This is a genomic window from Paenibacillus sp. RC334 (assembly GCF_030034735.1).
GTDB lineage: Bacteria > Bacillota > Bacilli > Paenibacillales > Paenibacillaceae > Paenibacillus > Paenibacillus terrae_A.
The window spans coordinates 2,248,725-2,266,484 of sequence record NZ_CP125370.1; the positions used below are offsets into that span (position 1 = coordinate 2,248,725).

At 46.9% G+C, this 17,760-nt stretch carries 17 protein-coding genes and 1 other annotated feature; of the genes, 16 read left to right on the forward strand and 1 reads right to left on the reverse strand.

Annotated elements, in window-relative coordinates; all coding sequences use genetic code 11:
• Positions 1–93: 93 nt before the first annotated feature.
• The 14 genes from recA to QMK20_RS10705 all read left to right on the forward strand — a co-directional run bounded on the left by recA (position 94) and on the right by QMK20_RS10705 (position 14,404).
• Positions 94–1,155 carry a recombinase RecA gene (recA, locus tag QMK20_RS10640; protein WP_283655672.1) on the forward strand — a complete coding sequence of 354 codons (1,062 nt, stop codon included), beginning with the start codon at positions 94–96 and terminating at the stop codon, positions 1,153–1,155.
• 195 nt (positions 1,156–1,350) lie between these two features.
• The gene (locus tag QMK20_RS10645) at positions 1,351–2,100 is read left to right on the forward strand and encodes a regulatory protein RecX (protein ID WP_283655673.1); all 750 of its coding nucleotides are present in this window, start codon (positions 1,351–1,353) and stop codon (positions 2,098–2,100) included.
• 377 nt (positions 2,101–2,477) lie between these two features.
• Complete coding sequence (gene rny, locus QMK20_RS10650) at positions 2,478–4,022, forward strand: ribonuclease Y (protein ID WP_014281153.1); 1,545 nt, start codon at positions 2,478–2,480, stop codon at positions 4,020–4,022.
• A gap of 75 nt (positions 4,023–4,097) precedes the next feature.
• A complete protein-coding gene (locus QMK20_RS10655; protein WP_283656248.1) occupies positions 4,098–4,892 on the forward strand; it encodes a TIGR00282 family metallophosphoesterase in 795 nt (264 codons plus the stop codon).
• Between the two features lie 129 nt (positions 4,893–5,021).
• Positions 5,022–5,282, forward strand: coding sequence for a stage V sporulation protein S (locus QMK20_RS10660; protein WP_007430104.1), 261 nt, complete (start codon positions 5,022–5,024; stop codon positions 5,280–5,282).
• Positions 5,283–5,408: 126 nt separating this feature from the next.
• Entirely contained in the window at positions 5,409–6,422 is a 1,014-nt protein-coding gene (locus QMK20_RS10665) for a dipeptidase (protein WP_283655674.1), read from the forward strand.
• A gap of 192 nt (positions 6,423–6,614) precedes the next feature.
• Positions 6,615–7,718: a low temperature requirement protein A gene (locus QMK20_RS10670; protein WP_283655675.1), complete on the forward strand. Its 1,104-nt coding sequence runs from the start codon at positions 6,615–6,617 to the stop codon at positions 7,716–7,718.
• 112 nt (positions 7,719–7,830) lie between these two features.
• Entirely contained in the window at positions 7,831–8,403 is a 573-nt protein-coding gene (pduL, locus tag QMK20_RS10675) for a phosphate propanoyltransferase (protein WP_013309962.1), read from the forward strand.
• A 295-nt stretch (positions 8,404–8,698) separates the two neighbouring features.
• The gene (gene miaB, locus QMK20_RS10680; RefSeq protein WP_283655676.1) at positions 8,699–10,252 is read left to right on the forward strand and encodes a tRNA (N6-isopentenyl adenosine(37)-C2)-methylthiotransferase MiaB; all 1,554 of its coding nucleotides are present in this window, start codon (positions 8,699–8,701) and stop codon (positions 10,250–10,252) included.
• An 84-nt stretch (positions 10,253–10,336) separates the two neighbouring features.
• Positions 10,337–10,789: a YlbF/YmcA family competence regulator gene (locus tag QMK20_RS10685; protein WP_283655677.1), complete on the forward strand. Its 453-nt coding sequence runs from the start codon at positions 10,337–10,339 to the stop codon at positions 10,787–10,789.
• A gap of 121 nt (positions 10,790–10,910) precedes the next feature.
• Positions 10,911–11,333 carry a PaaI family thioesterase gene (locus tag QMK20_RS10690; protein ID WP_283655678.1) on the forward strand — a complete coding sequence of 141 codons (423 nt, stop codon included), beginning with the start codon at positions 10,911–10,913 and terminating at the stop codon, positions 11,331–11,333.
• Between the two features lie 65 nt (positions 11,334–11,398).
• Complete coding sequence (locus QMK20_RS10695; protein ID WP_134910030.1) at positions 11,399–12,187, forward strand: NUDIX domain-containing protein; 789 nt, start codon at positions 11,399–11,401, stop codon at positions 12,185–12,187.
• Positions 12,188–12,254: 67 nt separating this feature from the next.
• Positions 12,255–12,821 carry a cysteine hydrolase family protein gene (locus QMK20_RS10700; protein ID WP_283655679.1) on the forward strand — a complete coding sequence of 189 codons (567 nt, stop codon included), beginning with the start codon at positions 12,255–12,257 and terminating at the stop codon, positions 12,819–12,821.
• 119 nt (positions 12,822–12,940) lie between these two features.
• Positions 12,941–14,404, forward strand: a complete 1,464-nt coding sequence (locus QMK20_RS10705) for a nicotinate phosphoribosyltransferase (RefSeq protein WP_044644931.1) — start codon at positions 12,941–12,943, stop codon at positions 14,402–14,404.
• Between the two features lie 70 nt (positions 14,405–14,474).
• Here QMK20_RS10705 and QMK20_RS10710 read toward each other — a convergent pair whose 3' ends face one another.
• Complete coding sequence (locus tag QMK20_RS10710; RefSeq protein WP_283655680.1) at positions 14,475–14,990, reverse strand: MogA/MoaB family molybdenum cofactor biosynthesis protein; 516 nt, start codon at positions 14,988–14,990, stop codon at positions 14,475–14,477.
• A 261-nt stretch (positions 14,991–15,251) separates the two neighbouring features.
• On the opposite strand from QMK20_RS10710, the gene QMK20_RS10715 reads away from it, so the two are divergent.
• Positions 15,252–15,581, forward strand: a complete 330-nt coding sequence (locus tag QMK20_RS10715; protein ID WP_283655681.1) for a four-helix bundle copper-binding protein — start codon at positions 15,252–15,254, stop codon at positions 15,579–15,581.
• A 78-nt stretch (positions 15,582–15,659) separates the two neighbouring features.
• Positions 15,660–15,914, forward strand: a binding site (T-box leader).
• 60 nt (positions 15,915–15,974) lie between these two features.
• Positions 15,975–17,699, forward strand: coding sequence for an arginine--tRNA ligase (gene argS / locus QMK20_RS10720; RefSeq protein ID WP_283655682.1), 1,725 nt, complete (start codon positions 15,975–15,977; stop codon positions 17,697–17,699).
• The last annotated feature ends 61 nt before the right edge of the window (positions 17,700–17,760 follow it).

Below are 17,760 nucleotides of genomic sequence, written 5' to 3' on the forward strand. Positions count from 1 at the left end.
ACAAAAAAAACGAATGTATGTTCGAAAAAATGCTTGGCAAGCGTGTCAAAACAAGGTATTATTAAAGTACAAACAACGAAGGATGTGAGTTTATTGTCAGATCGTCGTGCTGCGCTGGATATGGCGCTCCGTCAAATAGAAAAGCAATTCGGTAAAGGTTCCATTATGAAGTTGGGTGAGTCCACCCACATGCAAGTGGAAACGATTCCCAGTGGTTCGATTGCTTTGGATATTGCGTTAGGAACGGGCGGCTTCCCGAGAGGCCGAATTATTGAAGTATATGGACCAGAATCATCTGGTAAAACAACAGTAGCTCTTCACGCTATAGCAGAGGTACAAAAAACAGGCGGACAAGCCGCTTTTATCGACGCCGAGCATGCGCTTGATCCATCGTATGCCAGCAAGCTGGGTGTCAATATTGATGAGTTGTTGCTATCGCAGCCAGATACAGGAGAGCAAGCACTTGAGATTGCCGAAGCGCTTGTACGTAGTGGAGCGGTAGACATTGTTGTTGTTGACTCTGTAGCGGCACTTGTGCCAAAAGCGGAGATTGAAGGTGAAATGGGGGATTCCCATGTTGGTCTTCAAGCCCGTTTAATGTCGCAGGCATTGCGTAAGCTGTCCGGTGCTATTAACAAGTCGAATACCATTGCTATCTTTATTAACCAATTACGTGAAAAAATAGGTGTTATGTTCGGTAACCCTGAAACTACACCAGGTGGACGTGCTCTGAAATTTTATTCTACAGTTCGTTTGGATGTCCGCCGCATTGAAAGCTTGAAAAGCGGTAATGACGTTGTAGGTAACCGCACACGTATTAAAGTGGTGAAGAACAAAGTCGCACCTCCTTTCCGTCAGGCGGAAGTGGACATTATGTACGGCGAAGGCATCTCCAAGGAAGGCAGTTTGATCGACATTGGTACGGAGTATGACATTGTCGATAAGAGCGGAGCCTGGTATTCCTATGAAGGTGAACGACTAGGTCAGGGACGTGAAAATGCGAAGCAATTTTTGAAGGAAAATCCGAACATTGCTAGTACGATCGAACAAAAAATTCGGGTGGCCAGCAATTTGATTACGACGGTAGCTCCGCCGACAGAAGAAGAGTTGGCACAGCAAGCCAAGGAAGAACAGGAATTGCTGGAGCTTGAATAAAGCTTGGTGAATCCTGGTTCGTGAACTGGAGCCAGGGGTTATGGCACAGCCGTTTGAATAGCATGATTCTGATGCCCTGCACAGTTGTGCAGGGTATTTTTGCATCGAATGTGGCCTGCGTGTCGGCTACATTTTACTTTTGCGTGGCGGGCGTTTTCAGCTTGCTTTCGTGAATATCAAAGTGAGGGAAGCACATTGCAATTGGAAGATGAAGGTGAACACACTTCGAAGGAAAATGAGCAGCAAGGAATTTCCCTTTTTCCTGATCATGAGGAATTGATGGTTACGAGGGTGGAACAGGGGCAGGGTAGGCAACGCGGAAGATACACGATTCATTTTGGCCTGTATTCATTGTCCGTACTGGAAGATGTAATGATCAAGTACAATATGTTCAAAGGAACGACTTTCGTCAAAAGGGAACTGGAAGAAATCGTTCTGGCGGACGAAAAGCAACAGGCATACGTGCACGCGCTTCGTTATTTGGGACTAAAGCCACGTACACGTCAGGAGATTGAGCAGCGTTTGACGCAAAAGGAAATGGGTCAAGCTGTTATTGATGAAGTGTTGAACCGTCTGGAGCGGGAGCAACTTGTGGATGACGATCTATACGCCCGTCAGTGGGCAAGGCAGCGCATAACGAGCCAGCGGAAGGGGAAGATGTGGGTAAGGCAGGAACTGCGTCAAAAGGGCATCTCTAAAGCCTCTATCGGGGAAGCTTTAGGTGAGGTCAGCGATCAGGAGGAATGGGAGAGCGCTTTGATAGTCGGACGCAGGAAATGGAATCAGGTGCGTGGAGATATAATGGAGAAGAAACGGAAAACGTACCCCTTTCTCATGAGACGCGGATATTCGGGGGATATGACACGCCGCGTAGTCAATCATCTCACGATGGCCGAGCAAGACGGGGCTTCCGATGACGAGGAATTATCGCTGTGGGATGAATAGCTGTTAAACAGCCGGGCATCCATTAGCTGGCATAAGCGAACAGGATGAGCTGGTTATCACATGGAAAGCCACATGGTAATCTACTAAAGTTTGCATTCCCTTGACAATGCCATTTGTCAAATAATAAAATATATATGAAACGATGCTTGTGGAACACCCTTTTTCCTTCCAAAAAAGTGGAGTCCATGGGTACGTTCTCATCGCCAAATAACAAGTGATGCCGCTATGCCAGGCGGAATTGTACATGTGAAAGCATGTGCATATGAAATGAAACGGCCGCGTGCCGTTATCTTAGTTTGACGATCAAAGCTAATGTGACAATTGCAAAAAGTCCCAAGGAATGCCTTGGAGGAACCAACGGGGAGGTGAACAGTATGATGATGACTGCGATCTGGTTCGTTCTCGTTGCTGTAGCCGCGTTATTCTTTGGGTTCGGGATTGGTTATTTTATTCGCAAATCTATTGCAGAAGCTAAAATCTCCAGTGCGGAAGAAGCTGCCGCGCAAATCGTGGAGAACGCGAAAAAAGAGGCAGAAGCGCTGAAGAAGGAAACGGTATTGGAAGCGAAAGATGAAATTCACCGCATCCGTGCCGAAGCTGAAAAAGAAACTCGTGAGCGTCGGAATGAAATTCAACGACAGGAACGAAGATTGCTGCAAAAAGAAGAATCGCTGGATAAAAAATTGGAATCGCTGGAACGTAAAGAAGAACAAGTGGCCAACAAAGAGAAACGAATCGATGAAACCCAGCAGCAGATTGATTTGATTTACAAGAGTCAGGTAACTGAGCTGGAGCGTATTTCCAATCTGACGACGGAAGATGCCAGAAGTATTATTCTGTCCAACGTAGAGCAGGAAGTTCGTCATGAAACCGCTCAGATGATTAAGGAAATTGAGCAACAGGCCAAAGAGGAAGCGGACAAAAAGTCTCGTGAAATTATCACACTGGCCATCCAACGCTGTGCGGCGGACCATGTGGCGGAAACGACGGTTTCCGTTGTCACGTTGCCGAACGAAGAAATGAAAGGCCGGATTATCGGACGTGAAGGCCGTAATATCCGTGCGCTTGAAACCCTTACGGGAATTGACCTCATTATTGATGATACGCCGGAAGCGGTTATTTTGTCCGGATTTGATCCGATTCGCAGAGAGATAGCGCGTACTGCGCTTGAGAAGCTCGTAGCGGACGGACGGATACATCCGGCTCGTATTGAAGAAATGGTGGAAAAATCCCGTAAAGAAGTGGATGAACGAATCCGCGAGTATGGCGAACAAGCCACCTTCGAGGTGGGCGTGCATAGCCTGCATCCGGATTTAATCAAGATCCTGGGACGTCTCAAGTTCCGTACAAGCTACGGACAGAACGTATTGAAGCACTCGATGGAAGTTGCATACTTGACAGGTCTGATGGCCGGAGAACTGGGCGAGGACGTTACACTGGCAAGACGGGCAGGGTTGCTGCATGACATCGGGAAGGCGCTGGATCACGAAGTGGAAGGATCACACGTTGAAATTGGCGTGGAACTGGCGAAGAAGTACAAGGAACACCCGGTCGTCATCAACAGTATTGCTTCACATCACGGCGACTGCGAAGCGACTTCAGTGATTGCTATGCTGGTTGGGGCGGCAGACGCCCTGTCGGCAGCAAGACCAGGAGCGCGGCGTGAAACACTGGAGACGTACATCCGTCGTCTTGAGAAGCTGGAACGCATTTCCGAGTCTTTTGAAGGCGTGGAAAAATCGTACGCTATTCAAGCTGGACGCGAAGTCCGCGTCATGGTGCAGCCAGAGAAAATTGATGATGCGGAAGCATTCCGACTGGCTCGTGATATAACGAAAACGATTGAGAATGAACTGGATTATCCGGGACATATCAAGGTTACCGTCATTCGTGAGACCCGCGCGGTAGAATACGCAAAATAAAGTAATTTAACGAAAAGTGGCCGCTGTTTGTAGGGCCACTTTTCATTATGTAAGGCATACCAGGGAGGGTTTTCTATCAACGTACTATTTATTGGAGATATTTTCGGTAGTGTAGGCAGAAAGGCATTAAGGGAAAATCTCCCTTCGCTAAAATCAAAATACAACCCGCATATCATTATCGTGAACGGGGAAAATTCAGCTTCAGGAAGAGGCATTACTCCAGCCATCGCCAGAGAATTTTTTGATTGGGGCGTACATGGTATTACAATGGGTAATCATACTTGGGACAATAAGGATATATTTGATTTTATAGATGATGAGCCGCGTATCATACGTCCGGCAAACTTCCCGCCAGGAACGCCGGGGCGAGGCTATACCGTGGTGAAAGGTGGAGGCAAGGAGCTGGCGATCGTTAACTTGCAGGGCAGAACCTTTCTGCCACCCATCGATTGCCCGTTCCGCGCAGCAGATGAGATCGTAGATGAATTGCGCAAGAAGCATAAGCACATTCTGGTTGATTTTCATGCCGAAGCGACATCGGAAAAAATCGCTATGGGTTGGCATCTAGATGGCCGTGCTTCAATTGTTGTTGGTACACACACCCACGTGCAGAGCAACGATGATACGATTTTACCGCAAGGAACTGCGTATCAGACAGATGTGGGCATGGTAGGTCCCTATGAAGGAGTACTTGGCATGCAGAGAGAAGCCGTGTTGCAGAAATTTCAGACTCAGCTTCCGGTACGTTTTCAACCGGACAACGGAAAATGGCATTTTCACGCAGTTAGCGTAGAGTTGAATGACAACGACGGTATGGCACGTAAAATTCAGAAAATTAGACTCAAAGAAGATGAATGGCGGATGGATTAACCTTTTTGGAAACTGCTTAAGGAAAGAATAAGGAAAACTGTCACCAAAAAGCAGGAATTTTTTGCTGACCCTCGAATAACATCTAATAGTGGAATCAAACCATCATCATTCCCAGGGGAGGTACTTACTATGGATGTATTAAAAGTATCAGCAAAATCCAATCCTAATTCAGTTGCAGGCGCACTCGCAGGAGTACTGCGTGAACGCGGAAATGCCGAATTGCAGGCGATTGGAGCGGGTGCACTGAACCAAGCCATTAAAGCTGTAGCCATTGCCCGGGGATTTGTCGCACCAAGCGGAGTGGATTTGATTTGTATTCCTGCTTTTACGGATATTGTTATTGACGGAGAAGACCGGACTGCAATCAAGTTGATTGTAGAGCCAAGATAATAAATGTTAGTTGTTGAGCCTGTTTACGATGGTGTAAACGGGCTTTTTTGCATGGAAGTCGCCCTTTATTACATAGATTGTAAGATAACTTCATCACGCTGTAATCTATGAATGGAGGTAAGATGCATGAACAGTAAACCACACATGAAATGGTCGGTTGCCGATTTGCATTGTGATGTGTTGTGTAAGATGCAGCTTAACCCGCAGGTGGATTTCAGTCATCCCTCGCTTGATGTTACAAGAGAGCGTTTGTTAGAAGGCCATGTGAACTTGCAGACATTCGCAATATATATTTCCCAGGTGCTGGGTACGCCAAGATTTGAGCATGTAATTCGTCAGGTTGAACTCTTCAGACAGCATATGATATCCCCATCTGTCGGGTTGAAGTCGCTATTGTGGAGAGAAGACTTGGAAGAACGTAAGGATACATCAGTGGGACATCTGGAAGGGAATGAAATAAAACAACATCAAGGATCACCGTGGGCTCTGCTATCGCTGGAGGGAGTGGAAGCGCTGGAAGGAAATCCGTTTTATGCTGAACTGTGCTATGCCTTGGGAATCCGATTGATCGGGCTGACGTGGAATTATGCAAATTGGGCGGCTGACGGCATTATGGAGCAGAGGGGTGGCGGGCTGACTCGCAAGGGGCATGAGTTGGTCAAGCGCTGTAATGAATTAGGTTTGCTACTAGATGTATCGCATTTGTCTGAACAAGGCTTCTGGGAGGTGTTGGAGGAGGCAGCTCAACCGCCGATTGCTTCGCACTCCAACGCCTTCGCGGTATGTCCTCACCCACGTAATCTTCGGGATGAACAGATTCGTGCGTTGATCGCGCGTAACGGACGGATTGGTTTGACTTTCGTCACGATGTTTCTCAAAGAGCAGGGTACGGTGACCGCTGAGGATTTGTTGCCACACATTGAACATATTTGTTCACTAGGTGGCGAACGTCATTTGATGTTCGGATCTGATTTTGACGGTATTGAGCATCATGTGCAGGGGCTGGAGCATTCAGGGAAATATCCACGTTTTGCGGAACTGCTGATGAAGCATTATCCTGAGGAACTGGTCAAGGGGTGGCTGGGAGGACATGCGCTGGAATATCTGCAAACGAATCTGCCTTCCAAAATGTCTTCTTAAATAGCTATTTAATAGCAGTTATTTTTGGTTACTTAATACCCTTGACAATGCGAGATATATTACGAAATAATTGGAGCATCCTAGAATGGTATGGTGCTAAAATAACGCTTGCTGAAATATGACAGACATTTGGAGCGAGCTTGACGAGTTACCATGCTGTACCGCCATATCAGAGGGGAGCTCCATTACATAATGTTGATAAAAAAGGTTACCTGGCTTGAACTCTTTTATGACTTATTGTTCGTAGCCGCTGTCTCCAAGGCCACTCATGTTTTACTACATGTTGAACATGATAGTATTTCTTTGGAGAATCTGGAAAAGTTTATTTTGATTTTTATTCCGATATGGTGGGCTTGGGTGGGACAAACTGTCTACAACAACCGTTTTGGTCAAGACAGTATGACGCATCGAATCTTTATGATCCTGCAATTGTTTTTCGTGTTAATTATGACCGCCAGCCTGAATATAGATTTTGACGCGTATTATGTATCCTTTTTTGCTGGCTATATTGGTTTAAGAGGCTTGACTGCCGTTCAATATTTACTTTCGGCACCCAAAGAAGCGGGTCATAAACAGGAAACAGCTCGTTTTTTCGGTACCTATTTTTGGATCGGAATAGTCATCTCCAGTTTCTCCCTCTTTTTTGAGTCCTGGGTTCGATATTTGATTTTATATGTCGGCATTGCTGTTGATATCCTCGTTCCTTTGATGGGTCGTAAAAAATTGGTGATCACACCTATCCATACGGAGCATTTATTAGAGCGCTTTGCACAGTTCACCTTAATCCTGCTTGGCGAATCGGTGATAAGTATGCTTTCTGTTTTACAATCTGATCATTTTACGGTCTCTTCCGTTGTATTTGCTGCCTTGGCTTTTGTATTAGTCATCGCAATCTGGTGGCAATACTTTGAGAATATGGAGAAGCACGTAGATAAATCAAAACAAACAGCAGGACAGACTATTATTTATGGTCATTTGTTTATTTATCTTTCACTTAGCATGCTAGCAGCTTCGATACAGCTCTTGTTTTTGGGACAAGTAGCCTATATCTTTGTTCTTTGCTTTACCTTTGCTTCTGTACTTATTTACTTTTTGTCGGTTTTGCTGGTATTCCATCGCTACAGATTAAGTCATCTTAAACCAAGCCTTAGAGTCATTTTTTTCTTAACTGGAGTCCTCTGTGTCTTGTTTATCCTTAACATATTTATTGTTGTTCCCTCTCATCTTATCGTAGCTGAAATCATGCTGTTCTTTATCCTGTTCGCTAAAATGACAGTTCACGATATTAAAGGCTGAATAGGGCGAAAAACGGAACTTTGTCCCGCTTTCCTTTTCTTTCTTGGCAAAGTAGGAGTATAATAGTATAGATGTGTAAAGTATTGTATAGAGAAAAAGGAGTGACCATACGATGAGTAAAATCGTACCTGTCGGCGTTTCCGCACGCCATATTCACCTGACTCAAGAGCATATTGAAATTTTGTTTGGAGCAGGATATCAACTGACTGAATTTAAACCATTGTCCCAACCAGGACAATTCGCCGCAAATGAAACGGTAGCTGTAATTGGTTCTAAGGGCCAATTTGATAAGGTTCGTATTTTGGGACCAGCTCGTCCAGCTTCCCAGCTTGAAATCTCTCGCACAGATTCCTTTGCCATCGGTGTAAAAGCGCCTGTACGCGAATCTGGCAGCATTGACGGAACACCAGGAATCACAGTAAAAGGACCAGCTGGAGAAGTGGAACTGCAAGAGGGTGTAATCGTAGCTGCCCGTCATATTCATTTCCATACGTCTGATGCAGCGAAATGGGACATTAAGGACAAGCAGTTGCTGAAAGTACGTGTCGGCGGCGAACGTGGTCTTGTATTTGAAAATGTTCTTGCGCGTGTGTCCGATTCTTTTGCTTTGGATATGCACATTGATACAGATGAAGCGAACGGAGCCGGCGTGAAAAACGGTGACAACGCTGAAATCGTTGACTAATATACGTATATAATGCCGAAAGGCAAAGGGTCCGATTCTTGCTAAAGAGTCGGGCTTTTTTACATACTAAGGATTCTCAAAATGGTCATCTATAAAAATATGGACATTAGATTCTCAGTGTACCCCTTTTGCGTTCACGGGGATATATGGCGATGGCTTATAAATCATGCTATAATTTAGTGTAATGCCTTTTTCAAAGGAGTTTTTACGGGCTAAAAAGAGATGTACCCATATGCAAAGATATAGTAAAAGCGTAATTGGCGTGAAATAGATGGTGTAAGGAGTGACCAAAGGAATGGCCAAGGAAACGAAAGATTACTCCAAATATTTTGATTTCTCGGATGCAAAGATCATTTCTCAGGATGAGCATAGCAAGAAGATCCGCATTCGCGGACGTGAAATCAATATTATGGCGGAGCCGAATCATAGAAAAGAAAAGCAACGCGGTAAAGAAGACGTACAGGTATTGTACGATAATGCAGTTCCGGATGAGCTGAAGCATATCGGCGAGGGAAAGTATTACATCGTGTACACATTCGGTTGCCAGATGAACGAGCATGATTCCGAAACGATTAAAGGATTGCTGGAGCAAATGGGTTATCAGGCGACAGAGGATCGTAAGGAAGCGGACATTATCTTGCTGAATACATGTGCGATCCGTGAAAATGCGGAGGACAAAGTATTTGGTGAGCTGGGTCACCTCAAGCATCTCAAGACAGAGAAGCCGGGCATGCTACTTGGCGTATGTGGTTGCATGTCGCAGGAAGAGAGTGTCGTCAACCGGATTTTGCAAAAGCACGGTTTTGTCGACATGATTTTTGGTACCCATAATATCCACCGCCTGCCGCAGCTTGTCAAGGAAGCACTCTTCAGCAAAGAAATGGTGGTCGAGGTGTGGTCCAAGGAAGGCGACATTATCGAGAACCTGCCGAAGAAGCGCGAGGGTATGCGGGCTTGGGTGAACATTATGTACGGCTGCGATAAATTTTGCACCTATTGCATTGTTCCCTTCACACGCGGTAAGGAAAGAAGCCGTCGTCCCGAGGATGTTATTGCTGAGGTACGGGATTTGGCACGTCAGGGCTTTAAGGAAATTACCTTGCTCGGTCAGAATGTCAATGCCTATGGCAAGGATTTGAAGGATATGAATTATAGATTCGGGGATCTGATGGACGATATGCGTAAGATAGATATCCCGCGTATACGTTTTACAACATCACATCCGCGTGATTTTGATGACCACTTGGTTGAAGTGCTTGGTAAGGGCGGCAATTTGGTGGAGCATATCCATCTGCCTGTTCAATCCGGCAATACGGATATATTGAAGAAAATGAACCGAAAATATACACGTGAGCGCGTTCTGGAACTGGCGGCGAAGATCAAAGCGGCTGTTCCGCATGCTTCGCTCACAACGGATATTATCGTAGGTTTCCCGGGCGAAACGGACGAACAGTTTGAAGATACCATTTCTCTCGTGCGCGAGGTCGGTTATGACTTTGCCTACACCTTTATTTATTCACCACGTGAAGGTACGCCAGCCGCGTCTATGGAAGATAATGTGCCTATGTCAGTCAAAAAAGAGCGTCTACAGCGTCTGAACAATGTGGTGAACCAAAACAGCCTTCGTTTTAACGGTAGACTGCGTGGCGAGGTGGTTGAAGTGCTGGTAGAAGGCGAGAGCAAAAATAACAGTGAGGTGCTTGCCGGCCGGACCCGTTCCAATAAGCTGGTGCATTTTGAAGGCTCCAAGGATCTGATCGGGACCTTTGTGCAGGTGAAAATTACGGAGCCTATGACCTTTTACATCAAGGGCGATTTGGTTCAAACCGCTGTGGCGGTTAACGGTTAACAAAATATCATAGCAAGGTTTGCATGTGGATCAAATATGAACTGTATGTACGACCTTATTAAGTGAGCAAAGGAGCGATGGACAGTGACAGAGGAGCGGTTGCAACAGTCAGAGCTTCAACCGGCGGCGCGCCAGCATGATCATTTGGTCAATCGCGATATGATATTGGCGAAAGCCCAAGAGTTGGCGGGTATTTTGGGCAACAGTGAAGAAGTGCAGGTATTTCGGAAAGCAGAAGATAAAATCCGCGATCATGAGCGCATCCAGCTTCTGATTGCAGCAATGAAGAAAAAGCAAAAGGAAATTGTGGCTTTCGAATCCTTGAAGAATCAGACGATGATTTCCAAAATAGAGGCAGAGCTGCAGGAGCTTCAGGAAGAGCTTGACGGTATTCCGATTGTAACGGAGTTTCAGCAAAGCCAGGTAGAAATTAATGAGCTGCTGCAAATGGTTATCATGGCAATTCGTGATACAGTTGCCGAAAAGGTGAATGTAGAAGAGGGAAAAAGTACTTCTTCCTCCAATTGCAGTGACTAGAATGATGTATGGTGTGGAGGCTCAGCCTCCACGCCTTTTTTTCAGGAGCAACTTGTAATCATATGTACTGTATCAGACCTCAAGAGGAAATGGGGCATCATAGAAAGGATGAAAACAAGGAATGGATATCTTGCGTAGTTTGGTAGAGGGTGAAGTAAACACATTTTGGGAGTATTTAGGATGTGAATTAATCGAAGCTGATGCAAATGAGGTACATATCGCTTTACAGGCTGGACCGCAGCATACCAATGTGGTGGGAATTGTTCATGGGGGCGTGCTCACAACATTGATGGATCAGGCGATGGGGATGGTTAGTATGGTTTCACGCAATATGGAATTATGTGTGACGACGAATCTGAACGTTCATTTTCTGTCAGCGATGAAACAAGGGCGATTGGAGGTTAAGGCACGAATTCTCCATCAAGGGGGGCGTACCATAACGACTGAGGCGGAAGTAAAGGATAGTGAAGGGATACTCGGCTGCATGGCTACAGCGACATTCCGGGTATTGCGTAAACAACCAGATCATTTGGATAAGGCCTGACGCTTGACAAAACTTTTTATTATGTCATAATGAATTTATCAAAACGATATAATGTGGTGATGCCAATGGATAACGAACGTATAAACGAAGAGACGCAGAAGGCGTCGTATAACATTAAGAAATATCGCACCCCGGATGGTGCTCCGGCAGATATCGTCATGTTCACCTTAACCAAGCGGGAGCGCAAGACGGTGACAAAGACGTTGCCGATCCGTGAGCTGAAGGTAATGCTTATCAAGCGTCGTAGTTGGCCGTTTGCCGGACGTTGGGCGTTGCCGGGGGGCTTTTGTCAGGAAGATGAATCCATTTACGGAGCTGCCAAGCGCGAGCTGTTAGAGGAAACCGGCGTGGACGGCGGTCATCTGGAGTACCTAGGTGTGTATAGTGGACCTGGGCGTGATCCGCGCGGGTGGATTATATCGCATGCGTTTTTTGCACTGGTAGAGGAATGGATGCTGGAGCAGCGGCAAGCGGCGGATGATGCTTCCGAGGTTGGGCTGTTCACGATCCGTGAAGCGCTGGAGGAATTGGAGCTGGCGTTTGACCATCGGGACATTATTGTGGATGCCTACCGGAAGATTCAGTTGCAAATGCTCCAGACGACGATAGCCAAGCAGTTTTTACCTCTGCATTTTACATTGGGCGAGCTGTATCAGGTCATTCAAAGTGTCGTACCGGATTTCGAAGAGCCGAACTTTATTCGCAAAATAACGTCGACTCGCAGCAGACAGGGAATATTGGAAGAGGTACGGGACGAGAATGGCAAACCGCTCAGCTCCAACCAGTATTCACAGAGACCGGCACAGCTTTATCGCTTTAGTGACAGGGTGCCGCGGTTGTCTATCTACACCTAATGTATTGTAGTAGGTCACGTAAAGAACGCACACTCCCCAACTTGAGGATGAAGGAGCTGACTGAACGATGGAGGCATTGATTGTTATTGATTACACGAATGATTTTGTGGACGGCAATCTGCCTGTTGGACCACCGGCAATAGAGCTGGATGAACGGATGGCAGCCATTACGCAGGCGTATGTGGATCAAGGGGACTTTGTCGTAATGGCAGTGGATCGGCATGAGGAAAATGATCTTTATCACCCGGAAAGCAAACTGTTTCCTCCGCATAATATTCGTGGAACCGGGGGACGAGATTTGTATGGCAAGCTCCATAACCTCTATGCCAATCAGAGTGATTCCATCTATTGGATGGATAAAACACGATACAGCGCCTTCGCTGGCACGGACCTGGAACTCAGGCTGCGCGAACGTAGTATTACAGAAGTTCATTTGATCGGTGTATGCACGGATATTTGTGTACTGCATACGGCTGTAGACGCTTATAACAAAGGATTTGCGATTACGGTATACAAGGACGCTGTGGCCAGCTTTAATCAGGCCGGACATGATTGGGCTTTGGGTCATTTTCAGGGCAGTCTTGGAGCCGCCGTATGGTCGGCTGAGGATACGATTTTACGCCAGAAGAAGTAAATAACTTAACGATTGTGCACCCATATCCGATAACAGAATGGAGTCGGATATTGCTGAATCCAGATGGATGAGGCGGTACGTCGCTGCAAAACCGGGGACAGTCAGAGAGGATGATTATGATGCAGTCAACGAGCCTCGCATTACATACAGATAAATATCAGATTAATATGATGTATGCCCATTGGGTGAACGGAAGTCACCAGCGAAAAGCTGTGTTTGAGGCATATTTTCGCAAGTTGCCCTTTGGCAACGGATATGCGGTGTTTGCAGGTCTGGAACGCATTGTGAATTACATTGCAAATCTGCGCTTTACAGAAGAGGATATCCGTTACCTTTCAGAGCAAGAGGAGAAGTATGATCCTATGTTTCTGGAGGCATTGCGCCAGTTTAGGTTTGGTGGAACCGTTCATTCAATGAAAGAAGGGGCACTTGTTTTCCCGAATGAGCCTCTGGTACGTGTCGAAGGAACGATTATGGAAACACAGCTGGTCGAGACAGCATTGCTGAATTTTATGAACTACCAGACACTGATTGCGACAAAGGCGTCTCGCATCAAGCAGGTGGCAAGCGGCGATACGCTGCTGGAATTTGGCACACGACGGGCGCAGGAAGCAGATGCGGCGATTTGGGGAGCACGGGCTGCTTATGTAGCGGGCTTTGACGCGACATCTAATATGCTGGCAGGTGAGCATTTTGGTATTCCGACGAAGGGAACACATGCTCATTCATGGGTGCAGACCTTTATGAGCGAGCAGGAGGCTTTTGACGTGTATGCGAAGGTTTTACCGGATCAGGTCACACTGCTGGTAGATACCTTTGATACGCTGGAGAGCGGCGTTCCCCATGCGATTCGGACAGCGAAGATGCTGGAGAGTCAGGGTAAACGGATGAATTCGATCCGGCTGGATAGTGGTGACTTGGCTTATTTATCCATTCAGGCTCGGGAAATGCTAGATGCCGAAGGGCTGGATTACGTACAAATTGTAGCCTCTAATGATTTGGATGAAAATACAATTTTTAACTTAAAGGCCCAAGGCGCGCGTATCGATGTATGGGGTGTGGGGACACAGCTCATTACAGCTTCGGATCAACCTTCATTGGGCGGGGTTTACAAGCTAGTCGAACGGGAAGTAGAAGGAGAAATGCTGCCGACGATTAAAATTTCGGGCAACCCGGAAAAGGTATCCACACCGGGTAAGAAGGATGTATATCGTATTATAGATAAGAAGAAAGGGAGAGCTGTCGCCGATTATATTTCTTTTCCGGACGAAGACCGTCCGCGCAATGGAAAGCGGCTGAAACTCTTTAACCCGTTGCATCCGTACATGAAGAAGTATGTGGAAAATTACGAGGCAGTTCCGATGCTGGAGCCTATTTTCGTAAATGGGCAGAAAGTGTATGAACTTCCCGGGCTGGATGAAATTCGCGCATACCATACTTCCCAGCTGCAACTGTTCTGGCCGGAATATTTGCGGAAAATGAACCCGGAAATTTACCGTGTAAATCTCAGTGAAAAGGTATGGGGGCTGAAACAAAAGCTGATCGACAGCTATATGCAGCCAGAAGTGGAAGAAAAGGAATAGTTTTAAGAGGCACCCTGCAAATAATGGGGTGCCTCTTTGTGTTTCAGAGCATAAGAGGAAAATCTGTGTGTTATTTGTAAATTTCCCTCATGACATGCCGCAGCTCAGGTATAATAATGCGCTCCATCGCCAAACGGACGGCTCCACGTGAGCCTGGCATAGAAAATACGGCTGTCCGGTCGACAGTGCCAGCTACAGCACGACTCAATATCGCTGCAGAACCAATATCCTCGGCAAAGCTTAAATAACGGAAGATTTCCCCGAATCCGGGCAGTTCCTTATCCAGCAGAGAGGATACGGCTTCATACGTTGTATCACGCGGGGAAATACCGGTGCCGCCTGTCAGAAGAACAGCCTCAATGTCATCGCGTTCCGCGGCTTCGGATACCAGTTGCCGGATGCCATCATAGTCGTCTTTGACGATAACATATCGGGCCACCTGATAGCCGTTCGTTTCCAACAGATCCACCAGTAGACGTCCTCCGGTATCTGTTTCCACGGTGCGGGTGTCGGAGACGGTTACAACCATGCAGCTAACCTGCTGTGGGGCCTCCCGTCGATGCTCCTCTACAGAAGATATATTCATTTGCAATGCTCACTCCTCGATCTATGGTTAGACATACTCTTTTTACAATAGAGGAATGATTGTCGGTGTGCAAGTCAGGAGCAGGCATTAGGGAGTTGTGTGATTTATCCCCTTGCACGGATGGGATGGAATATAGTACACTTCCTTACATAAGCCGGGATTTTTTGTTTGGTCAAGTTGAAAGCGTGAACAACGGTTGATTAATCTCAATTGTCGACGGGTAATAATACAGCAGGGTCAACAACAGGGAGGTAATGTATTATGAAACATTCATACCAACAATGCGTGGATGCTTGCCTGGAATGTATGAACGCTTGCAACGTCTGTTACGTGGCGAGCTTGAAGGAATATGATTTGGCTATGCTGCGCGAGTGTATTCGAGTGAGCCGGGAATGTGCAGAAATATGCGGGTTTGCTGCTCAAATGTTGGAACGCGGAACGGAATTTGCCGAGCAAATTTGTGAGCTGTGTGCCAAAGCCTGTGAAGTATGTGCTGCTGAATGCGGTAAGCACGCTCATGAGCATTGCAAACAATGTGCAGCAGCCTGCCGCCGTTGTGTTCAGGCATGCCGCCAAATGGTGGCTGTGTAATTACATATAATCGAGCCAGCGCCTGAACAGAAAATAAAACATTGCTTTCTACAGGATAGGTTTGTATAATGATGGGAATTAACGTCTTGGAACGGGAGAGTAGCAGGGGAGCCATATCATTACAGCGAGCCGGAAAAGGTGGAAGCCGGTATGAGGCCCAACGTGAAGCGCACCCGGGAGACGGTTGTTCCAACACGGAGTTCCGTTAGTAGTTCAGCCCGGCAGACACCGTTATTTGTCATTGGAGTGAAATCGGCGATTATGCATAGTTCATTGCACAATCCGATTTACGAAGAGTGGTACCGCGGGGATATTGAAGTTCTCGTCTCTTGAATAATTCAAGAGGCGGGAGCTTTTTTTGTTAGATTCTAATGAAAAAAAGGAGAGAAAGCCATGCTGTTATCGATCGCTACTCAGGCTATTTCTGCCCATACGGGCTTGGAGGAAAAGGAGATTTCCTCTTTATTGGAGGTACCGCCACAACCGGAATGGGGGGATGTAGCGTTTCCCTGTTTTTTGCTGGCTAAAAAGTTTAGGAAGGCTCCGCAGCAAATTGCGTTGGAACTGGCGGAGGCCATAACCCGTAAGGAAGGACTGACTGCTTCGGCATCAGGAGCCTATGTCAATATAACACTGGGGCGTTCCATTCATATTCCACTGATGCTGGCTGAATTGAGCAAACCCGAATTTTTCAAGCCAGATCTCGGACACGGACAGCGGGTAGTGATTGATATGTCTTCGCCCAATATTGCCAAACCGTTTGGTATCGGCCATCTTCGTTCTACTGTCATCGGTGCTGCACTGTACCGCATTCTCGGGGAAACGGGGTATGTTCCGGTTAGTGTGAATCATTTGGGGGATTGGGGAACACAGTTTGGTAAGCAAATTGCGGCTTATAAAAGATGGGGAAATGAAGAGCAGCTACAGCAAGATCCGATTGGAGAGTCACTTAAGCTGTACGTGCGTTTTCATGAGGAAGCCGAGCATGACCCATCTTTGGAGGACGAAGGTCGAGAATGGTTCCGCCGTCTGGAGCATGGAGATACCGAGGCTCAGCAGCTATGGGAGTTTTTTGTTGAAGTCAGCCTGCGTGAATTTGATCGCATGTACCAGCGTCTGAACCTTACATTTGATCATGTACTGGGAGAGAGCTTTTACAATAATAAAATGCAGGCGGTTGTTGCCCGATTAAGGACGAAAGGTTTGCTGGAAGAAAGTGACGGTGCGCTTGTGGTGCGTCTGGAGGATGAAGGGCTGCCGCCTTGTCTGATTTTGAAAAAGGATGGGACTACCATCTATCCGACCCGTGATTTGGCTACGGCGTTCTACCGTCATGAGGTGATGAAAGCTGATCGGTTGCTGTACGTGGTAGGTGGAGAGCAGCAGTTGCATTTCCGGCAGGTGTTTGAGGTGCTAAAGCGTGCAGGGGAGACGTGGGCGGAGCAGTGTGAGCACGTGCCGTTTGGTCTGATGCGTTTTGCAGGTAAAAAAATGTCCACAAGACGCGGCAAGGTCGTGAAGCTGGAGGAGGTGCTGGATGAAGCGGTGGCCCGCGCTCTAACTATCATCACCCAGAAGAATCCCAATTTACAGGATCAACAGGAAATAGCCGAGGACGTCGGCATCGGGGCGATCATTTTTGGCGACTTAAAAAATAACCGCCTGAACGAAGTGGATTTCTCACTGGAAGACGCGTTAACCTTTGAAGGTGAGACAGGTCCTTATGTACAATACACACATGCACGTATACGCAGTCTTTTGGAAAAAGCTTATGCTGGCGCCGGTACGGTGGATGGTTCTGGTATCGACGTTCCTATGAGGGAACATCCAGTATCTGATTTCACCGATGCATCGGATGAAATGCTGGGGGATGCAGGCTGGGCACTGCTTAAGCAACTGGTTCGTTATCAGGGACAACTGGAACGTGCGGCTCGGCAACTGGAACCTTCGGTTATCGCGAGGTTTGCGCTGGATACGGCGCAGGCGTTCAACCGCTTTTACGCCAAGGAGCGGATTGTCGATGGTGGGCCGTGGCGCATTCAGTTGGCTGGACAAACTGCTGATATTTTGGCACATACGCTGCATCTTCTTGGCCTGAAAGCACCCTATCGGATGTAGCCAAATGGCCTGAGGAAGAGTGCCCGCAAAGTGAGTATCCTTAGAATATAGCCTAGGACGT

Excerpts from the sequence above, each read along its gene's own strand:
- QMK20_RS10695 (WP_134910030.1), top strand. The coding sequence starts at position 11,399 with ATGGATAACGAACGTATAAACGAAGAGACGCAGAAGGCGTCGTATAAC.
- miaB (WP_283655676.1), top strand. The coding sequence starts at position 8,699 with ATGGCCAAGGAAACGAAAGATTACTCCAAATATTTTGATTTCTCGGAT.
- rny (WP_014281153.1), top strand. The coding sequence starts at position 2,478 with ATGATGACTGCGATCTGGTTCGTTCTCGTTGCTGTAGCCGCGTTATTC.
- pduL (WP_013309962.1), top strand. The coding sequence starts at position 7,831 with ATGAGTAAAATCGTACCTGTCGGCGTTTCCGCACGCCATATTCACCTG.
- argS (WP_283655682.1), top strand. The coding sequence starts at position 15,975 with ATGCTGTTATCGATCGCTACTCAGGCTATTTCTGCCCATACGGGCTTG.
- QMK20_RS10710 (WP_283655680.1), bottom strand. The coding sequence starts at position 14,990 with ATGAATATATCTTCTGTAGAGGAGCATCGACGGGAGGCCCCACAGCAG.
- QMK20_RS10705 (WP_044644931.1), top strand. The coding sequence starts at position 12,941 with ATGCAGTCAACGAGCCTCGCATTACATACAGATAAATATCAGATTAAT.
- QMK20_RS10660 (WP_007430104.1), top strand. The coding sequence starts at position 5,022 with ATGGATGTATTAAAAGTATCAGCAAAATCCAATCCTAATTCAGTTGCA.
- QMK20_RS10690 (WP_283655678.1), top strand. The coding sequence starts at position 10,911 with ATGGATATCTTGCGTAGTTTGGTAGAGGGTGAAGTAAACACATTTTGG.
- QMK20_RS10700 (WP_283655679.1), top strand. The coding sequence starts at position 12,255 with ATGGAGGCATTGATTGTTATTGATTACACGAATGATTTTGTGGACGGC.
- QMK20_RS10715 (WP_283655681.1), top strand. The coding sequence starts at position 15,252 with ATGAAACATTCATACCAACAATGCGTGGATGCTTGCCTGGAATGTATG.
- QMK20_RS10670 (WP_283655675.1), top strand. The coding sequence starts at position 6,615 with ATGTTGATAAAAAAGGTTACCTGGCTTGAACTCTTTTATGACTTATTG.
- QMK20_RS10665 (WP_283655674.1), top strand. The coding sequence starts at position 5,409 with ATGAACAGTAAACCACACATGAAATGGTCGGTTGCCGATTTGCATTGT.